Consider the following 23,769-nt stretch of genomic DNA (forward strand, 5'->3'; position numbering starts at 1 on the left):
ATGTTCTTCTGCCTAAACAAATACCTTAACTTTGATTTCTGAACAAATAGAAAACAAAAATGAACGACTTAAAAAATAAGAATGCACTGATTACAGGTGCTGGAAAAGGAATTGGAAAAGCAATCGCATTAGCTTTAGCCAAAGAAGGAGTGAATGTGATTTTAGTAGCAAGAACACAAGAGGAAATCGACAATGTAGCTGCAAAGGCACGTTCCTTAAGAGTGAAATCTTTAGCAATAACTGCTGATGTTGCCGATATCAACTCGGTAAATACTGCCGTGGAGAAAGCTTTATCTGAATTCGGATCGATTGATATTTTAATTAATAATGCAGGAATTGCTGCTTTTGGCAAGTTTCTGGAATTGGAACCTGCCGAATGGGAACGTATCATTCAGGTGAATTTAATGGGAACGTATTATGTTACCCGCGCTATTTTACCCAATATGATCGAAAGACAAACTGGTGATATTATCAACATTTCATCCACAGCGGGATTGAACGGAAATGCTTTAACCAGTGCTTATAGTGCTTCTAAATTTGCAGTTTTGGGATTGACAGATTCTTTGATGCAGGAAGTACGCAAACACAACATTCGTGTTACAGCTTTGACTCCAAGTACGGTTGCGACTGATATGGCAAAAGATTTAAAACTCACAGATGGCAATCCAGAAAAAGTAATGCAATCTGAAGATATGGCTGAATTAATCATCGCTCAGCTAAAATTAAACCGACGCGTTTTTATCAAAAACAGCAGTATTTGGTCAACGAATCCTTAAGAATTATTAAACACGAATTTCACGAATGAGCACGAATTAATTTATAATTTCAAGTACGATTCGTGAAATTCGTATTTTTTAAATTTAAAATTTGTGAAAATTTGTGAAATTCGTGTTAGCGTCTTTAAACTTCAACATTTAAAAATTCCATTCTCACGCTTCCGTCTTCGTCAATTTTTGTCAGATTGATTTCGTGCAGCGTATTTACTAATTCTGGATTCCAAGGTGTTTTTACTTTTACATAGTTTTCTGTAAAACCATGTATGTAACCTTCCTTATTTTCGCTTTCAAAAAGTACCGTTCTGTTTGTTCCTAACTGACTTTCGTAAAACGCGCGGCGTTTTTTTACGGATAAACCACGAAGCATTTTACTGCGTTTAGCGCGGACATTCGCAGGAACAACACCTTCCATTTCGGCAGCTTCGGTATTATCTCTTTCCGAATATGTAAAAACATGTAAATAGGAAATATCCATTTCATTCAGAAAATGATACGTTTCCAGAAAATGCTCATCGGTTTCGCCCGGAAAACCAACAATCACATCAACGCCAATACAAGCGTGCGGCATAACTTCCCGAATTTTATTAACTCTTTCGGTATATACTTCACGTAAATAACGGCGCTTCATTAATTTTAAAATAGCATTGCTTCCCGATTGCAGCGGAATATGAAAATGCGGTACAAATGTTCTGCTTTTAGAAACAAATTCTATAGTTTCATTCTTCAGCAAATTGGGTTCAATAGAGGAAATACGCAGTCTTTCGATTCCTTCCACTTTGTCCAAAGCCTGAACTAGTTCCAAAAATGTATGCTCGTGTTTTTTATTCCCAAATTCCCCTTTTCCATAATCTCCGATATTAACTCCTGTCAGAACAATTTCTTTGATATTTTGTTTCGAAATTTCGTAGGCGTTTTTCAAGACATTTTCCAGTTCATCACTTCGAGAAATGCCGCGTGCCAAAGGAATTGTACAATATGTGCATTTATAATCACAGCCATCCTGCACTTTTAGGAAAGCTCGGGTTCTATCTCCTATCGAATAACTGCCAACATAAAAATCGGCTTCGGCAATCTCACAGGAGTGTACTTCGCCAAAATCATTTTTGGATAAATCATTGATATAATCTGCTAATTTGAATTTTTCTGTAGCTCCAAGGACTAGATCTACACCATCAACATCGGCTAATTCTTCGGGCTTTAGCTGTGCATAGCATCCAACTGCAGCGACAAAAGCTTTGTCGTTTAACTTCATCGCCTTACGCACTACTTGTTTAAACTGCTTATCGGCATTCTCTGTAACCGAACAGGTGTTGATTACATACATATCGGCCACTTCTTCAAAATCTACCCGATCAAAACCTTCATCTTCTAAATTTCGAGCGATTGTAGATGTCTCCGAAAAATTCAATTTACAGCCAAGCGTGTAAAAAGCCACTTTTTTTCTATTCTCCATAATTACCTTAAATCAATGAAATCGTTGTCAAAAAATTTAAGTGTGCAAATTTACAAACAAAAATCTACACTATAAAGCTGATGTTTATTTATATTTAACTGCTTTTGAGTCATTAAATGTAATTTTATCTTTGCGTTCATTAAACTTATAGAACTTACATATCAAAATCTTTATTTTTTCGTTCAAGGCTTTGTTCCTATTCATTTAAATATTAATTTCACGACTCCAAAAACAAGCTAACGTATAAGCTCTAAATTGTACTAAATAGGAACATATCGCTATGTAAAAATCTAAATTATTACAAAAATAAAACAGAGCGGATAATATTATTTAACTTTTTGTGTTTTAGAAAGTATAAAGACAATTAATATAACTTTTTTTACAATATTCTTAAATGTCAAAAATTTGACTTTGGAAAAAAATATTTTAATAACAATAATATGGGATCGCCGAAAACCATAAAGAGTAGGCAAATATTAAATTAAATAATAACATAAAATGAAATCATTCTGCCTCACAATCTCCCTACTATTTATCGCACTTTGTTCACAAGCTCAAAATGCACCAGCTATAGCAACCAAAAACCCATTTCCTACAATCAGCACTTTGACTGCTTGGGCGAGCTATAATTCACAGGAAAAATTCAACCTTGACATTAGAAGCCTTGGTTTTAAATTTGAAGAAAAATCAGCAGAAACAGCTTCTACTTCTTACACTTACATCAGAAAAGTTTCAGTTGACAATATAAACTATACTGACAGAATCGTTTACAGAATTGCAAATGACAATTCAGCCAGCATTATTTCATTGGTAACAGCATCAACCGATTTGGTTTCTTTTTACACGCCGCAATTGGCTGGTTATAAAACTGGAAAATGCGATAATGAAATGTCAAAAGACAAAAAAACAACCTGTACCTGTTACAACAATGACAAATTTGTTATCGATGTATGTGACGAAAGGGTAAAGCTAACAATGGGTGACGGAAATAATTATTTTATTTCGGTTGCAAAAAAATAACGAAAACTAAATTCTTTAGTTACAAAGATACACTGCAGTGCATGTCTATCCACAACAAAAAAATCCGTTTCATTTCAAAAAAATGAGACGGATTTTTATTTTGCGAAAAAATTACAAATTTGGATTTTCAGCACTATACCAAACATGTTCTTCTCCTTCATATTCAAAGAAATTAACATAATGCATTCCCAGTTTTTCCAGAATATTCCTTGAGCCCTTATTTCCGGCATCTGCGTAAGCATAAAGATTCTCGATTTTCATTTCATTAAAAGCAAATGCAGTAAAAGCCAATCCAGCTTCGGCAGCATAGCCTTTTCCCCAATGTTTTTCTATAAACCGATATCCTATTTCATAAAAATTCTGATGATTATTGATTGTCTCCTTAATTAATTTTATCCCAGACCAGCCAATAAACTCGTTGGTTTCTTTAAGAATAACAGCCCAGCGTCCAATTCCATTATCTATATACTGCTGTCTGATTTTTTCAATCATCAGCCTGCTCTCCTCAATATCTTTTACAGGCTTCTTCCCTACAAATCGATGCACTTCAGGATTTGAGTCCAATTCGAACATTCCTTTATCATCAGAAGGCAATAATTCTCTTAAAATCAGTCTTTCTGTTTCTAAGCAAGATTTCATTACTTTAAAATGTAACGCTGAATTACCTCGGCAACACCATGATTATTATTGGATGCCACAATAACATCGCCAAACTCTCTTAATTCTGCATCAACATTATCAACCCAAACACCCAGTCCAGCATACTGCACCATCGTCAAATCGTTTCCTGCATTTCCAACGGCTATGATTTCACTTTGATGAATATTGAGTTTTTCGGCCAAAATCTGAATTGCAGCTCCTTTATCAATTCCATTTGGTGCAGCTTCCAGAAAAAAGGGTTTTGACATACACACACTCAAATCCGGCATAGCATTTTTCAATACTGGTTCAACGCTTTTAAGATAACTTGGCTCTTCCAGCAATAAACATTTTACAGCCGAAGTTGTTACAGCATCTTTAAAACTAGGAACAATCACAAGTTCCATACCAGTGATAGTACTTTCAATATCAATATATTCTGAATGTCTTTCACTAATAATCTGTTCGCCCAAATAAGTAATAATATGAGTATTGTTCTGCTGGCTGAAATCGTAAAGAGAATGTATTTGTTCTTTGGTCAAAGCGTGCTCAAAAAGCACTTTATCCTCTTTCAAATCAGTAATCGTCGAACCATTAAACGAAATCATATAGGAATTATAATAATCCATTTTCAGTTCTTTGGCATATTCTGTCATAGCCGATGTTGGTCTGCCCGAAGCTAAAACCACATAAACTCCCATCTCCTGGGCTTTAAAAATCATTTCTTTATTCTCATCAGATATGATATGATCGTCGTTTAAAAGCGTATCATCCATATCCACAACAATCATTTTGTATTGTACTTCTTTCATTATAAAATTATTATATTATAAAAAGACCCTGATACTAATACGTCCCAAGGTCTTTCAAAAAAAATTAAATCAATTTAATTTAACTAGATACTCAACCTAAATTCCTCGATAACCGGATTTGCTTTTGCAAAATCAGTTTCCTGAATAAATACTTCAACAGCTGAATCTGAATTTGGAAATCCTGACATTCTAGCCGACTGAATATTATTTTTAACCGTGGTTTCAACACCAGCAGCTTCTATTTTCTCCTGCAGAGCCAATGCTAAAATTTCACTTCCCGAAAATACTTTCATTAATCCCATGATGTTCTATTTTTTAATTATTGTTATCTAAATCTATTTTTGCATCAAAATTTTGAGCTTATCTTTGTAATCTGCATTCTGATTCATCAGTAAATGATCCTGGTTTTCCAATGGATAAAAATGACTCTCTTTATGTAACAATTTGCTCAATCTTACCGAATTCTCAATTGGTATTAAATAATCCTGTTTTCCATGAAATATAAAAACAGGAACTTTTACATTTGCCAAAAAAAGATTAGTTTCAATTTTAAACTTCTTGAATAAATCAGGAATATATGGAATTCTTGTATTTGAAAATTCTAAAAAATTGTAATACGGAGATTGTAAAATTAACATTTTAGGCTTATTCTTTGAAGCTAACCAAGCAGCAAAACCTGTACCAATTGAATATCCAATTATAACTACGTCCTTTTCTTCATACCGTTCCAGAATGTTTTTATAGGCAAAAGAAAGATCTTTCAGAACTTGTTGTTCATTTTCTATTTTTCCTTCGCTCTTCCCAAAACCTCTATAATCCAAGATAAAAATATCATATCCTAAATCTGTGTAAATAGATGCTATATCTCCCCAAGTATCTAATGACCCCGAATTTCCATGCAAATAAAAAACAATTCCCTTAGATTCTTTTGCTTTAAATAATAATCCATTTAACTTTTTACCATCAAAAGATTTTACATTTATTTCTTCAAATTCTTGTTGGTATTGGAACTTATAATTTTCAGGTAATTTAGAACCAGCAAAAATTATTTCTTCCTGATTAAAATAAATATAAGAGACAAAAAAGATATAAATTACCGCAATCACGCTAAAAGTTACTATCAATACAAATCTAATCGTTTTCAATATCTCCATATACCATTTTAGTTACCGCCCTAAATAGCTTATGACCTTACTATTTACATATAAAACTTGAATGATAATCTCTATTCTTCTTCATTATCATCAATTTCCTCATCTTCTTCTTCAAAATCATCAATATCATGAAATACAGATTCCTCCTCATCGAAATCATCTTCATCTTCGTCATATTCCTCTTCAAAATCAAAAACATAAGGCTCAACCAGCATTTTTTCGGCCAAAATTTCAATTCTTTCCGTTAACTGATCGGTAAAAATGATACGCTGCGTTTTGGCAATGCTATTTGATATCCGCATTATTTTTGGTTCATGGCGGAGTTTCAAAATAGAATCGGCATCATCAAGTATAAACATTCTTAATCGGTTTACATTATAACCGGCAGTAGAAAACATATCACTTAATTTAGCAGGAGTTCCTATAAGCACATCAATCCCTGCTGAAATATAGTTTTTATCATAATCCATATCTCCTTTTTCATGAACACCATAAACTCTCAAATTAGTGAATTTTCCAAGATTTTCAAAAAGCTCTTCCATTGCGAGAACCTTAGCTTTATCTTCTACAATAATTAAAGCACGAGGCGACTCTTCACCTTCACAAACCAGCTGCTGGATAACATTCAATACAATAGTTGTTGATTTTCCTGAACCCTTTGAAGAAACAATAATTGCATCTGCACCGCTTTTTATAGTTGAAAAAGTTTCTTTCTGCATATCGTTTGCTTCTGTGAGCCCGCTATCGATTAAGGCTTCCTGCAATACTTGGTTTATTTTTTTTAATTTCATTTTTTTTATGCTATAAGCTTTAGGCATTAAGCCGTAAGCAAATTGATTATTCGTATTTTTTCAGCTTTTGCTTAGAGCATAACGCCTAAAGCTTATAGCTTTCTATTTATTTGCTTGCGAAAGCGTTAACATCACTTTCAGAAATTTCGTTTCCTCCAAGGATTATCAAGCGTTCAATCACGTTTCTTAATTCACGAATATTACCTGTCCAGTCGTATTCCTGCAGCTGACGGACTGCATCGGCAGAGAAGTGTTTAACTGCATTTCCCTGTTCACCGGCAATTTTGGAAGCAAAATGCTCTATCAGTGCCGGAATATCAGCCCTTCTGTCATTTAAGGAAGGCACTTTAATGAGAATAACTGCCAAACGATGATATAAATCTTCTCTAAATCGGCCTTCTGCTATTTCAACTTTTAAATCTTTATTGGTGGCAGCAATCACACGGACATCAATTTTTATATCGCTGTCAGCTCCCACGCGTGTAATGATTCCTTCCTGCAAAGCCCTCAGAACTTTGGCCTGAGCCGACAGACTCATATCACCAATTTCATCTAAGAAAATAGTTCCTTTGTTTGCTGCTTCAAATTTCCCAGCACGATCTTTCACTGCCGATGTAAAAGCACCTTTTACATGCCCGAACAATTCGCTTTCAATCAATTCACTAGGTATCGCAGCACAATTCACTTCGACCATAGGAGCAGCAGAACGTTCACTTTTATCGTGCAGCTGATGAGCGACTAATTCCTTTCCTGTTCCATTTGGTCCGGTAATCAAAACTCTTGCATCGGTGGGAGCGACTTTATCAATCATTATTTTTACTAGATTGATAGGTTCGCAGTCTCCAATTATTTCGTATTTTTTACTGACTTTCTTTTTTAAAATTTTATTTTCGACAGCCAGTTTTTTCCTGTCCAAAGCATTTCGGACTGTATTCAGCAGGCGGTTTAAATCCGGCGGTTTTGAGATATAGTCAAATGCCCCAAGGCGCATCGTATTAATCGCCGTTTCCATATCTCCATGACCTGAAATCATTACGATAGGAACTTCAGTATCAATCTTTTTTACCGCTTCCAGCAATTCTACGCCGTCCATTTTTGGCATTTTTATGTCGCATAAAACCAAATCATAGTCGTTTTCTTTTATTTTTCCAAACCCTATAACACCATCTTCGGCGACATCAACTTCATAAGACTCATTTTCTTCACAGAGTATTTTGGCTAACACTCTCCTGATTGCTTCTTCGTCTTCAATAATCAGTATTTTACTCATATTTTTTAAGTTTCTGAGTTTCTAAGCTTCTAAGTTTCTAAGCTTTTCCCAAAAACTTAGCAACTTATCAACTTAGCCACTTTTTTTTAAAAATACACTCAAATTCTAAGCTTTCCATTAATCTATAAAACTAAAAAACTTAGCAACTCAGCTACTTAGTAACTTAGCAGCTTCTAATATTTAAGCCATTTATATAACTCTTTCCAGCTTGGTTTTTTGCCATACATCAAAATTCCAACACGGTAAATCTTGGCAGCAAACCAAACCACGCCAAAAAATGTACCGAATAACAAAGATACGGAAATTGCAATCTGCCACCATGGCACACCAAAAGGAATACGCATCAGCATCACTATAGGAGATGTCAGAGGAATCATTGAAAAAACCACGGCAACTGTCCCGTGAGGATTATTTATTACTGTAAAAAAACCAATATAAACACTCAGCATCAACGGCATTATAATCGGTAAAAGGAACTGCTGTGAATCTGTCTGATTATCAACTGCGGCACCAATCGCTGCGTAAAAAGAACTATACAAAAAATAACCTCCAATAAAATACACAACAAAACCAATCAGGATGCCGGCAATAGGAAGATTCCATATTTCTTTAATATACATTTGGGCAGTACCGGTCAATTCCTGTTGTGCTGCGTGCATGATTTCTGGAGAAACCCTAGATGTGGGACCAATATTTACTCCAAAAAAAGCCGAAGCTGCAAACATTAATGACAAACCAATTACAGTCCAAATCAAAAACTGCAGTAATCCAGCCAATGAAGTTCCTATTATTTTTCCCATCATCAATTGGAAAGGTTTAACCGAAGATATTATAATTTCAACAATACGGTTGGTTTTCTCTTCGATCACGCTCCGCATCACCATATTCCCATAAATAATAATAAACATCATAATAAGATAACCAAAAGCCCCTCCTATTCCAATTTTAATTTCATTAAGTCCTCTAAGACTTTCTTCGCCAGAGGCTTTTGATAATTTAAAAACCACTTGAGCTTTGGCTTTTCTAATTGCTAAAGTATCCAAATGTGCTAATTCCAGATTATTCTTGGTTAACTTGTCTGCAATAATTCCTTGTGTACTTTCGATAAAGCCAATACTTGGGCTTTCATTAGAAACCAGCTGAATTTTAGTTTCCAGCTCTTTGCTATTAACCGTTTTAGGAACATACAGCAAGGCTTCAAAATTTTCTTTAACAATACTGTCTTTCAAAAACTGGATGTCTATTTTAGATAAATCCAAGTATTTATAATCACCATTTTTATTATTTAATGCCATAAACTCATTAACAAACAAACCCGATTCGTCATGAATCGCAATAAGTTTAGTATCTGGCTTCATGGAACTTAAATACGTAATAAAAGCAGTAATTGCAACAAACAGCAAAGGACTTAAAAATGTCATCACAATAAACGACTTATTGCGTACCTTGGCTATAAACTCTCTTTTTATAATTAATGATATAATACTCATTTTTGATTTACGATTTATGGTATACGAATTACGATATTCTCATATACGATTTACGATGTTGGAAATACGAAGTATGATTCGTGATTTTAATTTTTCTAATATTTGATTAAACAAAATACTATTTCAAAAATCAAACATCCTCAATTCCATATCCTATATCAAATATCTTACCTCGTATATTATTTACTAACTGTCTGGATAAAAATATCATTCACACTAGGGATTTTTTCGACAAAATGGGTTACTTGTCCGCGTTGTGTCAAGACATGCAGCAGCTCATTTGGTGAAGCATTTCCAATTTGAATTTCTAATTTTATTTCATCGTTTAATGATTTAAAATTTGCCGACCCAACCTTAAATTTCTGAGTAATATCAAACATCAGACCTTCCACATTGTCTGACAATATACCTACTTCAAAACTATTGGTTTTGAATTGTCTTTTTACATCAATCAGCTTGCCTTCAATCAGCTTGTTCGATTTATGAATCAGTGCAATATGATCGCACAGTTCCTCTACGCTTTCCATTCTGTGGGTCGAAAAAATAATCGTTGCTCCATCTTCTTTCAATGCTAAAATCTCGTCTTTAATCACATTGGCATTTACTGGATCAAAACCAGAAAAAGGCTCATCAAAAATCAACAATTTAGGTTTGTGCAGAACGCAGACCACAAACTGAATTTTCTGCGCCATTCCTTTTGAAAGTTCTTGAATTTTCTTGTTCCACCATCCCTGAATTCCAAGACGGTCAAACCAATATTCAAGCTGTTTTTTGGCCTCAGCCTTAGACAATCCTTTCATTTGTGCCAAATACAGGCACTGCTCCCCGACTTTCATAGTGCTGTATAAACCTCTCTCTTCGGGAAGATAACCAATATGCTGAATGTGTTTTGGCAGCAGTTTTTCACCGTCAAGGATGATTTCACCGCTGTCTGGCATCGTAATCTGATTGATGATTCGGATCAGCGAAGTTTTCCCAGCTCCATTTGGACCCAAAAGTCCGTATATGCTTCCTTTCGGCACATTTAATGATACCTCGTTAAGCGCAACATAATCACCATATTGCTTTATGACTTTATTTACTTCAAGAATACTGCTCACATCTAATTTTTTAGAATTGCAAAAATAGTTAATTCGTGCTGATTATGGCAGGATTATTACACAAAAACCAATGATTTGAGCCTTTTGCCAGCCATAGCGGATAAAAACCTCTGAAAAAAGAGCATTCCTTTTCAAGCCTTTCAAAAGATTAAATTATAAAATGATTTTTCAGGAGCTAAATCCAGCTGTCCGTTATATCTGTGTGCCTGAACCCCAGGCACACAGGATGCCACTCCCATCTGGGCTAAGTAGAACATTAGGAATTTTAAGAACTTTTAGCTTAAAATTGTTCTTTGACGATTTGTAAAAAATTGTTTATATATTAGCATTAAAGAAAGTTTGGTATTTATTGTATTTTTTTAAACCGATTCAGCCCATTTGATTTTACTTTTATCAGACATATTGACAAGTTAGTGACCATTTTTTAAACATAGCTTTAATGAACAACGAATTTGCTAATCCCGAAAAATACTTTAAAGAATTTTCTTCAAGAATTCTAACATTCATTGCTAATTATCGGTCAGAAGTTTTAGGTCATATTTATTCCGATGATAGATTCAACAAAGAAGATGAAAAGTTTTTTTTTACAATCGTATTAAAAACGCTTAACACATTTGAGACTGCAAACATATTTATTAGAAATTTTGATAGTTCAAGAGATTTCCAGATTTCACTATACATTCTCATTAGAGCGATTTTAAATGATATTTTGATTGCTGAGTATGTGATTGTTCAACCAGAAAATGATGAAGAACGAATCAAACTTATTAACCAAATAAATTTTGATCATTTAAAACATATTATATCAACATTAAAAGTCGAAAAAGAAGCAAGGAAATTAACTGAATCAGAATATCAAAAAGAAATTCGAGATTTAAAAAATAGCTTTGAAAAATATTTCAATGAAGATGGCACAGACAAAATTATCCCACTGCGTACTTCAGTTCAAAATTTAGTAAAATCGATGTTAGAAAAATCTAACGATGAAAGATCACATAAATTAATTTCAGCAGCTTACATTCTTTATAACTCTTTTTCTAAACTTGAACATTACGGGGAATTAAGTTTTGCCTTAGTCAACATCGTTTATCATGACTCAAAACAACAAAGATTGACAAATGAGTTATTTAATTCGGTAAAAGTAATTGTCGCCGCTCTAAATAATTACTGTAAGTTATGGGACGATTTGAAAATCAATTATGAAAAATTAAATAATTTAGAGATTGAAATTTTGAAAATGCTCCCAAATCAAAACGGCCACTAACTGGCGTTCCAAGAAATTTCCGGGTTTCCGATAGCCGAAAGTTGCGGTTTCACGAAGAAATATTATCTTCGGCAGAGAGAACTCAGTTCGCTCTGATCATTAACTTCGTGGAGTAGCGTAACGTTATGTGAGATGCCCGACCAAAACTACTAAAATTATGAAGTTAACCTTATTTTGTGTGATTATTTCAATGCTCAATAGTTTTCAAAATCAAAACAAACGATTCATTATCAAACAGTAATTATATTTTATTTTTAGATAAAGTTAATGAAAACAGTAATTCTAGTGTCGATTCAAATTGGTTATAATTAAAAAAAAACATGCACACCGCTTAGGAATTTTCAAACATTTTAAGTTTACTAGAATTATAACTTTTACTTTATTTAACAGAAAACTTATCTTTAACTTTCTATACACTCAAATTAACTATGCAATTTAAATATTCCATTTGCCATCCTGATAAAAAAGATATAGAATACAGAAATAATCCAATTTCAGACAAAGATGTATTGAAAATAGCCGAAAACTATCCTTGGATTCAGCAATTAAATCTTTCCGATTCTATCAATGAAGTTTATTACAGTCCATCTTTAGATTTTAATTGTATTGAAAACGGACAGAGTTTTTGTTTGACTGCAATATATGATGACCAAAAAAAACTGGCATTCTCAATATGGTATAATCGACCAAAAAAGGTTAAAGTACTATTTGGTTTATTTGGCGAATCGGAAAAATTGATTGTTGATGATTATTGGTCATTAAATATTGAAGATGCATTAAAATACCTTCAATATTTTGTAGAAGGAAACTATCAAAAAATTGAAGAATTGTATAAAAAATAACAATCATGAATAACAAAACCAATTTGTTTCAAAGCTTAATAAAAAAAGCATATTCTGCTTTTAATTCAAGGGATATTGACACAGCACTCTCTACATTTCACTTGGATGTGCAGTGGCCAAAAGCTTTTGAAGGCGGTTATGTTACCGGACATGATGCCATAAGAGAATATTGGACAAGACAATGGACTGAAATAAATCCCAATGTTGAACCAATCGGATTTAATGAAAGACCAAACGAAACATTCGAAGTCACAGTTCACCAGATTGTGAAGGATTTACAAGGAAATCTGTTGTTCGACGGAATGGTAAAACACATTTATGTTATAGAAGACAATTTATTGCGAAGAATGGATATTGAACTTGAATAGACAATCAAAAATTAAAATCACAATTGACAACAACTTATTCCTACATTAAAACTAAGTCAAAATACTTTATGAAAAATTTTAAATTTAACATTATATTATTTTTGATTTTAAGCAGTTTACCTATTTATTCACAAGAAAAGACCGCCGACTGCCTGGAAATTTATGGAGAATGGAAAACGTATTATATACAGCAGCCTTTTGGAATTGATCCTGGAAACAAATCTGAGACATGGATTTTTAATGACGATAAGACACTTTCAATAGATGGTAAAATGACTAAATATAGTTTAGAGGAGGATTGTTCAAAATTAATTATCGAAAACGATTCAAAATCATTTTCTATAGAAATAATTAAAGACACTTTGTTTATGACTAAAAGAACTTTAACACACGAATCATATAATCTTCGATTAAAAAAAATAAAGCATTAAAAAAAATCCCCACTCTAAAACCAAATGTAGAATGGGGATTTTATATTTTAAACCTTTTAAAAAATAGTTTAAGAAAACATATCTTTTACTTTTTCAAAAAATGATTTGTCTGATTTTTCAGGATTTGGAGTAAAGTTATCATCCGTCAACGCTTTTTCAAAGAATTGTTTTTGTTCTTTGTTTAACGTTTTTGGAGTCCAGACATTTACATGAACCAGTAAATCTCCGCTGCCGTAACCGTTGATACTTGGAATACCTTTCCCTTTTAATCTTAGAATTTTACCCGATTGAATTCCTTCTTCCAGTTTGATTCTTACTTTACCGTTTACAGCATCAATATCTTTGGAAATTCCAAGAACCGCTTCGGCAAAACTGATGTATAAATCGTAATGAAGATTTTCGCCTTCACGTTTCAAGAATTCATGTTCAATTTCTTCGATAACAACGATCAAATCTCCTGCAACACTATTACCCGGAGCGTCGTTACCTTTACCAGAAACTTTTAACTGCATTCCATCTACAACACCAGCTGGAATTTTGATAGAAACAGTTTCATCTTCAGCAACCATTCCTTGAGCATCAGCATTATTTGGTTTTTTATCCAAAATCTGACCAGATCCACCGCATGTCGGACAAGTTGAAGCCGATTGCATTCTGCCCAAAATAGTATTAGTCACACGCATTACCTGACCTTGACCATTACAGGTAGAACAAGTTTTATAGGTTACTCCTGGTGCCTGAACTTTACGCTTAACTTTTACTTTTTTCTCAACACCATTAGCGATCTCTTCAATAGTCAGTTTTACTTTGATACGTAAATTGCTTCCTTTGACACGACGGGAACCCCCGCCTCCGCCTCCGCCAAATCCGCCGAAGCCACCACCGAAAATATCACCAAACTGACTGAATATATCATCCATGTTCATACCGCCGTGACCGCCGCCGCCAAATCCGCCAGAACCGTCAAATGCCTGATGTCCATATTGGTCATATTTTGCTTTTTTGGCAGGATCACTCAATACTTCATAAGCTTCTGCCGCCAGTTTGAACTTTTCTTCTGCCTCTTTGTCGCCAGGATTCTTGTCAGGGTGGTATTTCAAAGCGCTTTTTCGGTATGCTTTTTTAATTTCAGCTGCATCTGCACCTTTTGAAATGCCTAATATTTCGTAAAAATCTTTTTTCATAATTAAAGTAATTCCAAATTAAAAACCTTTAAACTCCTAATATAAACCGGAATTTAACTGCCAATTACCACTTTTGGAAAACGAATAATTTTGTCTCCTAGTTTGTAACCTTTCTCAAGAACATCAACAATTTTTCCTTTCATATCATCTGAAGGTGCTGGTATTTGAGTAATTGCTTCAGCGAAATCAGCATTAAATGAGTCGCCGGCTTTTACATCAACAAGCTCTAATCCTTTAGTAACTAAAGTGCTTTTCAATTTTTCATGAATAAGTTCCACTCCTTTAGCCAGCAATTCATCTTCAGATTTACTGATTTCAATTATCGCTCTGTCAAAATCATCTAAAACTGGCAGCATAGAAAGCAAAACTTCCTGATTAGCTGTTTTAAACAATTCAATTCTTTCTTTAGTAGTACGTCTTTTGTAATTTTCAAATTCAGCAAATAATCTCAGAAACTTATCTTTTTCTTTTGCTAAGTCTTGCGCTAATTGCTCTTCAACACTTAATTCTTCAATAATAATTTGCTCACCATTTGCATTATTTTCTAATGTCACGTCATCTATTTCTTGATCGAATTCTGTATTTTCTGTAGTCATATTACTTTTATTTTTAAAAAAATTCTTAAACATAGTTTTATTCGTTATTTTTTGATTGCAAAAGTACTGCCAAAACTTATAAAATGTCAAATTGTCACTCTTTTTAAACAATAAAAAAATTATATGACTATCCGTGACTAATACCAAATCGATAAAATTGGACACAGATTATAAAGATTAACACAGATTTCTAAAAAATGCATGTAAAATCTATGAGAAACTTTGTAATCTGTGGCAAAAAAAGATTTAGTATGCTTTGCGAATAGTCATGTTAAAAAAATTATTTAAAAAAGTTTATGGATTTTGTTTCAAAAAATTAATATAATTTTAAGACTATTACGATATAGTTTACTTAAATTTGGAACTGAATACTATTCTAGCCCCAAGAATACAACTCACAAAATTCGAATCTAAGGTTGTCTTCTGTTTATAATTATTAATTCACCATGCCTTATATCAAAAAAGCTTCGTTTTAATACAACGAAGCTTTTTTTTATTTCATAAAACAGATTTTATTTTAAGCGGATACTCCATTCAAAATCCATTTCAGATACCTGAACTCCTTCCTCATTGGTTCCAATAGATTTCATCCAAAATGTCTGGCCTTCGCCATTGGCAATCGTCTTTTGAACAGCTTCTTCAATCAAATGACCATCCTTGCACACAAAAGTGATGCGACCTGTAGCCTTTTTGGAAAAATTGGATTTATTATTGGCCACAAGCATTGATATTTTTTTTCCGCTTTGCTGAATTTTATCGATTACCATCGCACCAGTTGTCAGCTCAGCAGCCATCGCCTGCACAGCAAAATACATAGAATTAAAAGGATTCTGATTGATCCATCGGTGTTTTACAGTTACCACACACTTTTCTTTATCTATAGATTTCACACGTATTCCACAAATAAATGCTGATGGCAGTTTAAAAAATACAAAGCGATTCAATTTTGATACCGTCAATTCCATAAGTATATTTTTTTTGACTAAAATACAAAAAATACTATGCGTACATATAAAATGTTTTAGAATTTTAAAATACATAATCAATAACATAAGTTTTACCGTACAAATATCGTTATTTTTGTTAATATTTTGTTAATATACACTACTATGCGATACAAGATACTCGCTTTTGAACATATATTTGCATAAGAAATTACTAGGCAAATCAACTTGCTGATTTCTAAATCAATCATCAATCAAAAAACGAAAATCAAATCATGGAAACTTCAACCGAAAAAAAAATTGCTGCACTTACACACTTGAGTACATTTAGCCAGTATATCATTCCGTTTGGAAATTATATTTTTCCGATAATCATTTGGACTTCTAAAAAGGACGAATCAGAGTTTGTAGATCATAACGGCAAACAAGTGCTGAACTTTCAGCTGAGTATTTTAATTTACTCTTTAGTTTTAGCAATGATCGCTATTCCGGTATTTTTATTCACTGTACTGAAAAACATTTCTTTTAATGATTTAATAAACAACGAAGACATTATCATTAAGAATTTTGATTACGGAAACAGCATCGGGTTATTGACAATAGGCGCTTTGGCTCTTTTTGCAATTGCCTGTATAAAAGTTGCCGAATTCTTTTTAGTCATTTATGCTTCGGTAAAAGCTTCCAATGGAGAAAGATATACTTATCCTCTGACGATACCTTTTTTAAAATAATACCATTCAAAATCAATCAATCATCAATCATCAATCAAAAAATGGACAAATTAATCAACCAGTCAAATCAACTCAAATTTAAAAATTATGAACATTGAAAACACAAAAGCACAGATGCGTAAAGGTGTTCTTGAGTTTTGTATCTTATCCGTGCTAAAAGAGAAAGACGCTTATACCTCAGAAATATTGGACACTTTAAAAGACGCTAAATTATTGGTCGTAGAGGGAACCATTTATCCGTTATTAACCAGATTAAAAAACGACGGATTACTCAACTACCGCTGGGAAGAATCCACATCAGGACCACCACGAAAATATTATGGTTTGACCGAGATAGGACAAACTTTTCTAAAAGAACTGGATGGCACATGGACGGAACTGTCTAATGCCGTAAATTTGATAACCAACCAAAAATAATAGTCATGAACAAAACTGTAAATATAAATTTAGGAGGAATGTTCTTCCATATAGATGAAGATGCATACCAAAAGTTAACCCGTTATTTTGACGCCATAAAGAGATCTCTTTCAAAATCATCTGGCCAGGAAGAAATCATCAAGGACATCGAAATGAGAGTTTCGGAATTACTGACTGAGAAACAAAAAACTGAAAAACACGTAGTTACCCTTAGAGAAGTTGACGAAGTTATTGCTGTAATGGGACAGCCAGAAGATTACATCATTGAAGAAGATTCTACTAATAACAGCAATAATAATTACAATAATTATACAGCACCCAGCAGTACCAGAAAACTATACCGTGATAAAGACAACGGAATGATTGGAGGAGTTTTGGCAGGACTTGGACACTATTTTGGAATAGACAAAGTTTGGCTTCGTATCTTTCTTTTGGTATTAGTTTTAGCATGGGGGACGGGAGTTTTAGCTTATATCATTCTTTGGATTGTAATGCCTGAAGCGATAACAACTTCAGAAAAACTTGAAATGACCGGAGAACCTGTTACCATTTCAAACATCGAAAAAAAAGTTCGTGAGGAATTTGAAAATGTTTCTGGTAAATTCAAAAATGGTGATTACGACAAATATGGCAACCAGATAAAAACAGGAGCTGAGAAATTGGGAAACTCTTTCAGCGATTTCATAATGACAGTTTTCAAAATTTTTGCTAAATTTTTAGGAGTCATTTTAATCATGGCAGGCTTAACAATGTTAGTGCTTCTTTTAATTGGAGTATTTACTTTGGGAACCAGCGTTTCAATGGATTTCCCTTGGCAGAGTTTTGTGGAAGCTGGTAACTTTACCGATTATCCTGTATGGTCTTTTGGATTACTGATGTTCTTTGCAGTAGGAATTCCGTTCTTTTTCATGACATTATTAGGTTTTAAATTATTAGCACCTAATATGAAATCAGTTGGGAATATTGTAAAATATACTTTACTGGCACTTTGGTTAATTGCTGTTTCAATTGCTATCTCAATTGGTATTAAACAAGCTACTGCATTTGCTGTAAACGGCAGAACGGTTCTTAAAGAAAAAATCAGTTTTAAACCAACTGATACAATATCTGTTAAATTCAAGCATAATGATTATTTTGCTAAAGATGTAAACGACCGCCACGAATTCATGATTACCAAAGATTCATTAAACAACGACATTATTTACTCTAATGAAGTTCGGATCCGAATAGAAAAATCAGATGAAAAATATGGTTATATCCAGATTGAAAAAGAAGCTAAAGGAACATCATTATCTGAAGCTAAAAAAAGAGCAGATGCCATAAGATACAGTTATAAAATTGTAGGCAGCCAATTGATTTTTGATAATTATCTGATCACTGATGCTAAAAATAAATTCCGTGACCAAGAAATCGAAATAACTTTGTTCCTGCCTGTGGGCACGCTAATAAAACCAGACGATTCTATGGCTCATTATGACAAAACTGATGATGATTTCTTTTACTGGTATCCAGAAGACAATGGAATATACAGAGTTGGGGAAAACAAAATAAAATGCCTTACTTGTCCTAACCGTGATAATGAAGACGATGACTCAGATAATGAAAACAGCCACGAAAGCAACATAACCATTAATGAAAATGGAGTTACAGTTGAAAGTGACACTGTTGTTAAAACCAAAAAGAATTTCAAGGAATTGAAAATTAATAAAGATGGCATTATCATCAAAACTGAATAAGATTACTAAAAGCATTCTAATTTAATTTAAAACCGAATAGTCATGCTAAAAATCATCACATTAATTACCAAATTTATTGTTATTACATTAATAGCATTATTTTTTGGATCTTGCAATCAGATAAGCGAACTGCGGTCTATAAAAGGAAGCGGTCATGTTACCACCGAAAAAAGACCTGTGACAGGAGATTTCAAAAATGTAGAAGTAAGCAATGCTTTGGATCTAGTTATTGAACAATCGGACAAAACAGAAATAACTGTCGAAGCCGATGATAATCTACAAAAAGAAATTACGACAAAAATAGAAAATGGAGTATTAATCATTTCCTGTAAAATTGGCAGCTTTGTAAATGTCTCTTCCAAAAGAATAACTGTAAAAATGCCAGTTATAGAAGGACTTGAAGCTTCATCAGCTTCAACAATAAATGCCAACAGCACATTAAAAGGAAACAGTTTAAGTCTGACCTCATCGAGTGCAGGATCCATTAGTGCAACTGTAGAATATGAAACTGTTCAATTAACAAGCAGCAGTGCCAGCAATCAAAACATTAATGGAAAAGCAATCCATCTGGAAACATCTTCTTCCAGCGGTTCAGTTCTAAATGCTGGTGAGTTACTGGCAAATGAAGTGAGTGCCAGTGCTTCGAGCGGTTCATCAATAACAGTTTCGCCAATTGTAAATTTAAAAGCAGAAGCATCAAGCGGCGGAAGCATCGCTTACAAGAGAACTCCAAAATCGATTCAAAAAGAAGAAAACTCAGGAGGAAGCGTACATGAGGAATAATATTCCAGCATTAAAATTAAAAAATCATCCATCAAAAATGGGTGATTTTTTTATATTTGCATCTAACCCAAAACGTATAAAATGAAATATTCACATCTTGTTGTTTTTTTTCTATTGACAACAACTCTGGCTATTGGTCAAAATAAAGAAAAAATAAAAGGTTCTAAAACAGTCATTGAAAAACCAAAAGAAATTAGCGAATTTACCGCTTTGGAAATTGAAGACAACCTTACTGTTTTCTTGGAAAAGGGAGCCAAAAACGAAATAAAGATTGAAGCAGATGACAATCTTCAAGATGTCATTTCATTTGACATCAAGGAAAAAACACTTCGCATTTATACAACCAAAGAAATCAGCACTTTTAAAAAACTTTCATTAAGAATTAAATACACCAATGATTTAAAATCGGTGACCGCTAAAAATGTTTCTATTATAAATGCGCTTGAAGCAGTTCAGCTTGATGATATTACTTTTAAATCATTAGATTTTGCCAAATTATATTTAAATGTAAATTCTAAAATCTTCGGTTTGATTTCTGACGATAAATCAAAAGTCGAACTGAATTTAAAGGCGGAAAAATCCAAGATTCAATTGAGCAAAACGGCTCAGCTTAAAGCATTAATTAACTCGACTGATCTTGCATTAGATATGTATCAAAAAACGACAGCCATAATTGAGGGAGAAAGTACCAATGCAATTTTGCGTCAAGACAATAACAGCGTATTTACTGGAGTTAATTTTACAGTTCACAACGCTGATATTACTACGGAAGCTTCGGCAGTGAGTAATTTAAGAGCAGATACAAGTCTTATAGTTGATGCAAATGGTTCATCCAGAATATATTTATTGGGTACACCAAGAATTGAAGTGCGCAAGTTTTTAGGCGAAGCCCAATTAATTAAAAAAGCGAAATAAACTCAACCTATCCGCATAAAAAAAGTCCCAGTTTAAAAAATTGGGACTTTTATATTTTCAAACATTTTCTTAATGTTTTGCAGCTAAATATCTTTCAGCATCCAAAGCTGCCATACAGCCTGTTCCTGCAGCAGTAATCGCCTGACGGTATACATGGTCTGCAGCATCTCCAGCCACAAAAACTCCTTCAACATTCGTTTTTGAAGTTCCTGGAGTATTAATAATATATCCTGTTTCATCAAGGGTAAGATACTCTTTAAAAATATCCGTATTGGGTTTATGACCAATAGCTGCAAAGAAACCTGTCGCAGGAATATCAAAAATATCTCCCGTTGTTTTGTTTTTTGCTTTCACGCCAGTTACCACATTTCCATCACCTAAAATTTCAACTGTATCGTGGTTCATCAAAATAGAAATGTTTTCAGTTTTGCGGACACGCTCTTCCATAATTTTTGATGCTCTAAATTTATCGCTGCGAACAAGCATTGTCACTTTCGAACATAATTTAGATAAATAATGTGCTTCTTCACAAGCTGAATCTCCTGCTCCAACAATAACTACTTCTTGGTTTCTGTAAAAGAATCCGTCGCAGACAGCGCAAGCAGAAACACCGCCGCCCATTTTCAAATAATGCTGTTCCGAATCTAATCCTAAATATTTAGCTGATGCTCCTGTAGAAATAATTACTGTTTCACAATGCAATTCTATTTTATCATTGATCCAAACTTTGTGAACTCCACCAGCGTTAAATTCAACTTTAGTAGCCCATCCATCACGGATATCTGCACCAAAACGCTGTGCCTGCTGCTGTAGCTGCACCATCATTTCCGGACCGGTGACACCATCTACATAACCTGGAAAATTTTCTACTTCGTTAGTTGTAGTCAATTGACCACCTGGCTGCATTCCTTGGTATAATACTGGATTCATATTGGCTCTGGCGGCATAAATTGCTGCAGTATAACCTGCAGGTCCAGAACCTATAATAAGACATTTTATTTTTTCGATTGTATCTGACATAGTATATTTCTTTTTTTAAAACAGCACAAAAATAAGTTTTTATTATTGGAAAACTAGATAAGAATTATCACTATTTATTATCTTAAAATAGATAAATAAAACATAATATATCATTTCCCGAGTTTATATAACTTTAAATCCAAATCATAAAATGTGTCTTTTGAAGTTTGAATATAAATATTCGTAATTTCTCTGTTTTTGTTTATCATATCAACTGGAACTTCAATAGCTGGGTTATATGAATTTTCACCTTTATTATAATTGTACAAAAGTGGCTCTAAAGATGAATAATTCAAATACAGAAAATCATTTTTAACAGCTGGTTTTATTTTCCACTTCATTGTAACCAAATCAAAAACTCCAGATTTTTTTCCTTCACAATCCATTATAGCATATCCAATTGACTGTGCGTCATTTTCCCAGTTTGAAGAACTAACAAAAGTTTCTTCTATGTATTCACCTTTCAATAATGATTTAAAAACATATTGGTCTTTACCAGTCTCCATAAGAAACCACACATCTTCGTCGCTAGAATATATTTGTTTTCTATGTGGGTACTTTGGAAGGTTTTCAAAGTTGGAAAAAGGTTTTCCATTTTGATCAATAACACTATATGTAGAGGATGAGTTATCTGCTGATCGGTTCGCAACAATAGCATAATATTTATTTTTTAAAGTAATAACATCAAGAATATTGGGTTCCTCTTTACTATTATTGTAGTATTTGGAATTAAAATAAGTTAAATTTCCTCCAGCATCAACCTCAAAACCAGGTAAATCATCTTTAATCATACTTTTATATGATTTTTTAGTTTCTTTATCCCAAGAACCTGAACTCTCAAATATCTGATAACCGCTAGATTCTAAATTCTCAACACGATAGTTCTCTTTACTACCCAAAATTTTACCGTTACAACCATTTTCTTTCCCATCAGTTTCTAAACTATAATATAGATTTATATAAGGATGAAAAAAGAAAGCATCCTTCATTACAGGTTCGGTGATTTTCCTTTTAGTCACTCGATGAAAATAGCCCCATTTACCTTCTTTTTTAGAATAATAAGGAATTAAATCATTCGACTGAAATCCTTTAATCTTTTCAATTAAAAATTTATTTGCTTTTTCTTCACAAGTCATCTCTTGTGCGGAAACATTTATACTCCAAACTATTAAGTAAACAAACAAGGTTTTTTTCATTAGATTTTTTTTAGTTTTTATATTTTTCAATCAATACCAATTTATATAAAAACTTACTTAGCTTTTAAAAGCATTAATTTGATGCTAAATTATAGTTTATTTATCTCACTAAAATAATTCTACTAAAGAATTTACAACCCGTTTTAAACAAAATAATCCGAAAATAATTATTTAAAGAAATAAACAATCCATAAAAACTGACTATAGCCATAAACCGCATCTTCAATGGGAATAGTGAGCATTCGAATACCTAAGAATTCATTAGGATTATAATTCACAATTGGAGATTCCAATCCTGTACCTGTCAATATTCCGTTTACAGGAAAAAAACCGAGCATTAGAATCAAATACACCATAGAAGCTTGAGAAATCCAAGGAGCACGAACAAAAAAATGGAGATAAACTAATGTAAAAACAGTAACAATAGCTGTTACAAAAGTATAAGCTTTGTCTGAATGCAACAAAGCAATAAGACTGCAAACAATGATGCTTACAAAGACAATCATATTATTAAAACCTACCAACCAATCCAATTTAAAAAACTTGTTTATGCAGAAATAAGTAAATAGACACGAAAACGGAATACAGATAAAAAACAACCATTCTTCAAGAGGTAAACCTGTAATGACAATCCCGCAAGTGTAATCAAAATTGAACCACCAAACACCATGAGCCGTAAACCAAACATCCCATAAAATAAAAGGGATCCCAACTATAACCGCTGATTTTAGAAATGCTCCAAAATGTTTATTGAATCCTAATCTTTTATCAAAAGAAGCAATAAAACATACAAAAACTGTAAAAAAAAGAATTAGTAAATAAGTATACGGCTTCATT

At 33.2% G+C, this 23,769-nt stretch carries 26 protein-coding genes; 11 read left to right on the plus strand and 15 right to left on the minus strand.

From position 1 onward, the window contains the following. Positions 1–59 precede the first annotated feature (59 nt). Positions 60–776 carry a 3-ketoacyl-ACP reductase gene (locus OZP07_RS16730; protein WP_281636004.1) on the plus strand — a complete coding sequence of 239 codons (717 nt, stop codon included), beginning with the start codon at positions 60–62 and terminating at the stop codon, positions 774–776. Positions 777–900: 124 nt separating this feature from the next. Here the strand turns inward: OZP07_RS16730 and mtaB are convergent, their stop codons facing one another. Then, entirely contained in the window at positions 901–2,229 is a 1,329-nt protein-coding gene (gene mtaB / locus OZP07_RS16735) for a tRNA (N(6)-L-threonylcarbamoyladenosine(37)-C(2))-methylthiotransferase MtaB (protein ID WP_281636005.1), read from the minus strand. 498 nt (positions 2,230–2,727) lie between these two features. Between mtaB and OZP07_RS16740 the strand changes: the two genes are divergently transcribed. Next, complete coding sequence (locus OZP07_RS16740; RefSeq protein ID WP_194640839.1) at positions 2,728–3,249, plus strand: hypothetical protein; 522 nt, start codon at positions 2,728–2,730, stop codon at positions 3,247–3,249. A gap of 111 nt (positions 3,250–3,360) precedes the next feature. Here OZP07_RS16740 and OZP07_RS16745 read toward each other — a convergent pair whose 3' ends face one another. The 8 genes from OZP07_RS16745 to OZP07_RS16780 form a co-directional block, all read right to left on the minus strand. Beyond that, positions 3,361–3,888: a GNAT family N-acetyltransferase gene (locus OZP07_RS16745; protein ID WP_281636006.1), complete on the minus strand. Its 528-nt coding sequence runs from the start codon at positions 3,886–3,888 to the stop codon at positions 3,361–3,363. After that, a complete protein-coding gene (locus OZP07_RS16750; protein ID WP_194640837.1) occupies positions 3,888–4,700 on the minus strand; it encodes a Cof-type HAD-IIB family hydrolase in 813 nt (270 codons plus the stop codon). The genes OZP07_RS16745 and OZP07_RS16750 overlap by 1 nt, the downstream gene beginning before the upstream one ends. 83 nt (positions 4,701–4,783) lie before the next feature. Next, positions 4,784–5,002, minus strand: a complete 219-nt coding sequence (locus OZP07_RS16755) for a putative signal transducing protein (RefSeq protein ID WP_100431713.1) — start codon at positions 5,000–5,002, stop codon at positions 4,784–4,786. Positions 5,003–5,035: 33 nt separating this feature from the next. After that, positions 5,036–5,854 carry an alpha/beta hydrolase gene (locus tag OZP07_RS16760; protein ID WP_281636007.1) on the minus strand — a complete coding sequence of 273 codons (819 nt, stop codon included), beginning with the start codon at positions 5,852–5,854 and terminating at the stop codon, positions 5,036–5,038. 71 nt (positions 5,855–5,925) lie between these two features. Beyond that, on the minus strand, positions 5,926–6,645 hold the full coding sequence (locus OZP07_RS16765) for a DEAD/DEAH box helicase (protein WP_281636008.1): 720 nt from the start codon (positions 6,643–6,645) through the stop codon (positions 5,926–5,928). 106 nt (positions 6,646–6,751) lie between these two features. Next, positions 6,752–7,915, minus strand: coding sequence for a sigma-54-dependent transcriptional regulator (locus tag OZP07_RS16770; RefSeq protein ID WP_194640835.1), 1,164 nt, complete (start codon positions 7,913–7,915; stop codon positions 6,752–6,754). 173 nt (positions 7,916–8,088) lie between these two features. Next, positions 8,089–9,405 carry an ABC transporter permease gene (locus OZP07_RS16775; protein ID WP_281636009.1) on the minus strand — a complete coding sequence of 439 codons (1,317 nt, stop codon included), beginning with the start codon at positions 9,403–9,405 and terminating at the stop codon, positions 8,089–8,091. Positions 9,406–9,584: 179 nt separating this feature from the next. Further along, positions 9,585–10,505 carry an ABC transporter ATP-binding protein gene (locus OZP07_RS16780; RefSeq protein ID WP_281636010.1) on the minus strand — a complete coding sequence of 307 codons (921 nt, stop codon included), beginning with the start codon at positions 10,503–10,505 and terminating at the stop codon, positions 9,585–9,587. Positions 10,506–10,944: 439 nt separating this feature from the next. Between OZP07_RS16780 and OZP07_RS16785 the strand changes: the two genes are divergently transcribed. The 4 genes from OZP07_RS16785 (at position 10,945) to OZP07_RS16800 (ending at position 13,410) form a co-directional block, all read left to right on the plus strand. Beyond that, positions 10,945–11,769 carry a hypothetical protein gene (locus OZP07_RS16785; protein ID WP_281636011.1) on the plus strand — a complete coding sequence of 275 codons (825 nt, stop codon included), beginning with the start codon at positions 10,945–10,947 and terminating at the stop codon, positions 11,767–11,769. Positions 11,770–12,197: 428 nt separating this feature from the next. After that, positions 12,198–12,611: a hypothetical protein gene (locus OZP07_RS16790; protein WP_281636012.1), complete on the plus strand. Its 414-nt coding sequence runs from the start codon at positions 12,198–12,200 to the stop codon at positions 12,609–12,611. Positions 12,612–12,616: 5 nt separating this feature from the next. Further along, positions 12,617–12,979 carry a nuclear transport factor 2 family protein gene (locus tag OZP07_RS16795; RefSeq protein WP_281636013.1) on the plus strand — a complete coding sequence of 121 codons (363 nt, stop codon included), beginning with the start codon at positions 12,617–12,619 and terminating at the stop codon, positions 12,977–12,979. A 68-nt stretch (positions 12,980–13,047) separates the two neighbouring features. Further along, positions 13,048–13,410 carry a hypothetical protein gene (locus OZP07_RS16800; protein WP_281636014.1) on the plus strand — a complete coding sequence of 121 codons (363 nt, stop codon included), beginning with the start codon at positions 13,048–13,050 and terminating at the stop codon, positions 13,408–13,410. 68 nt (positions 13,411–13,478) lie between these two features. Here the strand turns inward: OZP07_RS16800 and dnaJ are convergent, their stop codons facing one another. From dnaJ to OZP07_RS16815, 3 genes are all read right to left on the minus strand, one after another. Beyond that, entirely contained in the window at positions 13,479–14,594 is a 1,116-nt protein-coding gene (gene dnaJ, locus OZP07_RS16805; protein ID WP_281636015.1) for a molecular chaperone DnaJ, read from the minus strand. Positions 14,595–14,647: 53 nt separating this feature from the next. Beyond that, positions 14,648–15,223: a nucleotide exchange factor GrpE gene (locus OZP07_RS16810; RefSeq protein WP_194640827.1), complete on the minus strand. Its 576-nt coding sequence runs from the start codon at positions 15,221–15,223 to the stop codon at positions 14,648–14,650. A 479-nt stretch (positions 15,224–15,702) separates the two neighbouring features. Further along, on the minus strand, positions 15,703–16,155 hold the full coding sequence (locus tag OZP07_RS16815) for a DUF4442 domain-containing protein (RefSeq protein ID WP_194640826.1): 453 nt from the start codon (positions 16,153–16,155) through the stop codon (positions 15,703–15,705). Positions 16,156–16,409: 254 nt separating this feature from the next. Between OZP07_RS16815 and OZP07_RS16820 the strand changes: the two genes are divergently transcribed. The 5 genes from OZP07_RS16820 (at position 16,410) to OZP07_RS16840 (ending at position 20,716) form a co-directional block, all read left to right on the plus strand. Next, positions 16,410–16,865 (plus strand): DUF4870 domain-containing protein, encoded by a 456-nt coding sequence (locus OZP07_RS16820; RefSeq protein ID WP_194640825.1) that lies wholly within the window; start codon positions 16,410–16,412, stop codon positions 16,863–16,865. Between the two features lie 87 nt (positions 16,866–16,952). Next, positions 16,953–17,282, plus strand: a complete 330-nt coding sequence (locus OZP07_RS16825) for a PadR family transcriptional regulator (protein WP_194640824.1) — start codon at positions 16,953–16,955, stop codon at positions 17,280–17,282. A 5-nt stretch (positions 17,283–17,287) separates the two neighbouring features. Then, positions 17,288–19,018 carry a PspC domain-containing protein gene (locus OZP07_RS16830; RefSeq protein WP_281636016.1) on the plus strand — a complete coding sequence of 577 codons (1,731 nt, stop codon included), beginning with the start codon at positions 17,288–17,290 and terminating at the stop codon, positions 19,016–19,018. A gap of 42 nt (positions 19,019–19,060) precedes the next feature. Beyond that, the gene (locus OZP07_RS16835; protein ID WP_281636017.1) at positions 19,061–19,801 is read left to right on the plus strand and encodes a head GIN domain-containing protein; all 741 of its coding nucleotides are present in this window, start codon (positions 19,061–19,063) and stop codon (positions 19,799–19,801) included. A gap of 81 nt (positions 19,802–19,882) precedes the next feature. Next, complete coding sequence (locus OZP07_RS16840) at positions 19,883–20,716, plus strand: GIN domain-containing protein (RefSeq protein WP_281636018.1); 834 nt, start codon at positions 19,883–19,885, stop codon at positions 20,714–20,716. A 69-nt stretch (positions 20,717–20,785) separates the two neighbouring features. Here the strand turns inward: OZP07_RS16840 and trxB are convergent, their stop codons facing one another. The 3 genes from trxB to OZP07_RS16855 all read right to left on the minus strand — a co-directional run bounded on the left by trxB (position 20,786) and on the right by OZP07_RS16855 (position 23,768). Next, positions 20,786–21,736: a thioredoxin-disulfide reductase gene (trxB, locus tag OZP07_RS16845; RefSeq protein ID WP_194640820.1), complete on the minus strand. Its 951-nt coding sequence runs from the start codon at positions 21,734–21,736 to the stop codon at positions 20,786–20,788. A 110-nt stretch (positions 21,737–21,846) separates the two neighbouring features. Beyond that, a complete protein-coding gene (locus tag OZP07_RS16850; protein ID WP_281636019.1) occupies positions 21,847–22,962 on the minus strand; it encodes a hypothetical protein in 1,116 nt (371 codons plus the stop codon). Between the two features lie 137 nt (positions 22,963–23,099). Continuing rightward, entirely contained in the window at positions 23,100–23,768 is a 669-nt protein-coding gene (locus tag OZP07_RS16855) for a lycopene cyclase domain-containing protein (protein ID WP_281636020.1), read from the minus strand. Between the last annotated feature and the right edge of the window lies 1 nt (position 23,769).

Source organism: Flavobacterium marginilacus, assembly GCF_026870155.1.
In the GTDB taxonomy this organism is placed as follows: domain Bacteria; phylum Bacteroidota; class Bacteroidia; order Flavobacteriales; family Flavobacteriaceae; genus Flavobacterium; species Flavobacterium marginilacus.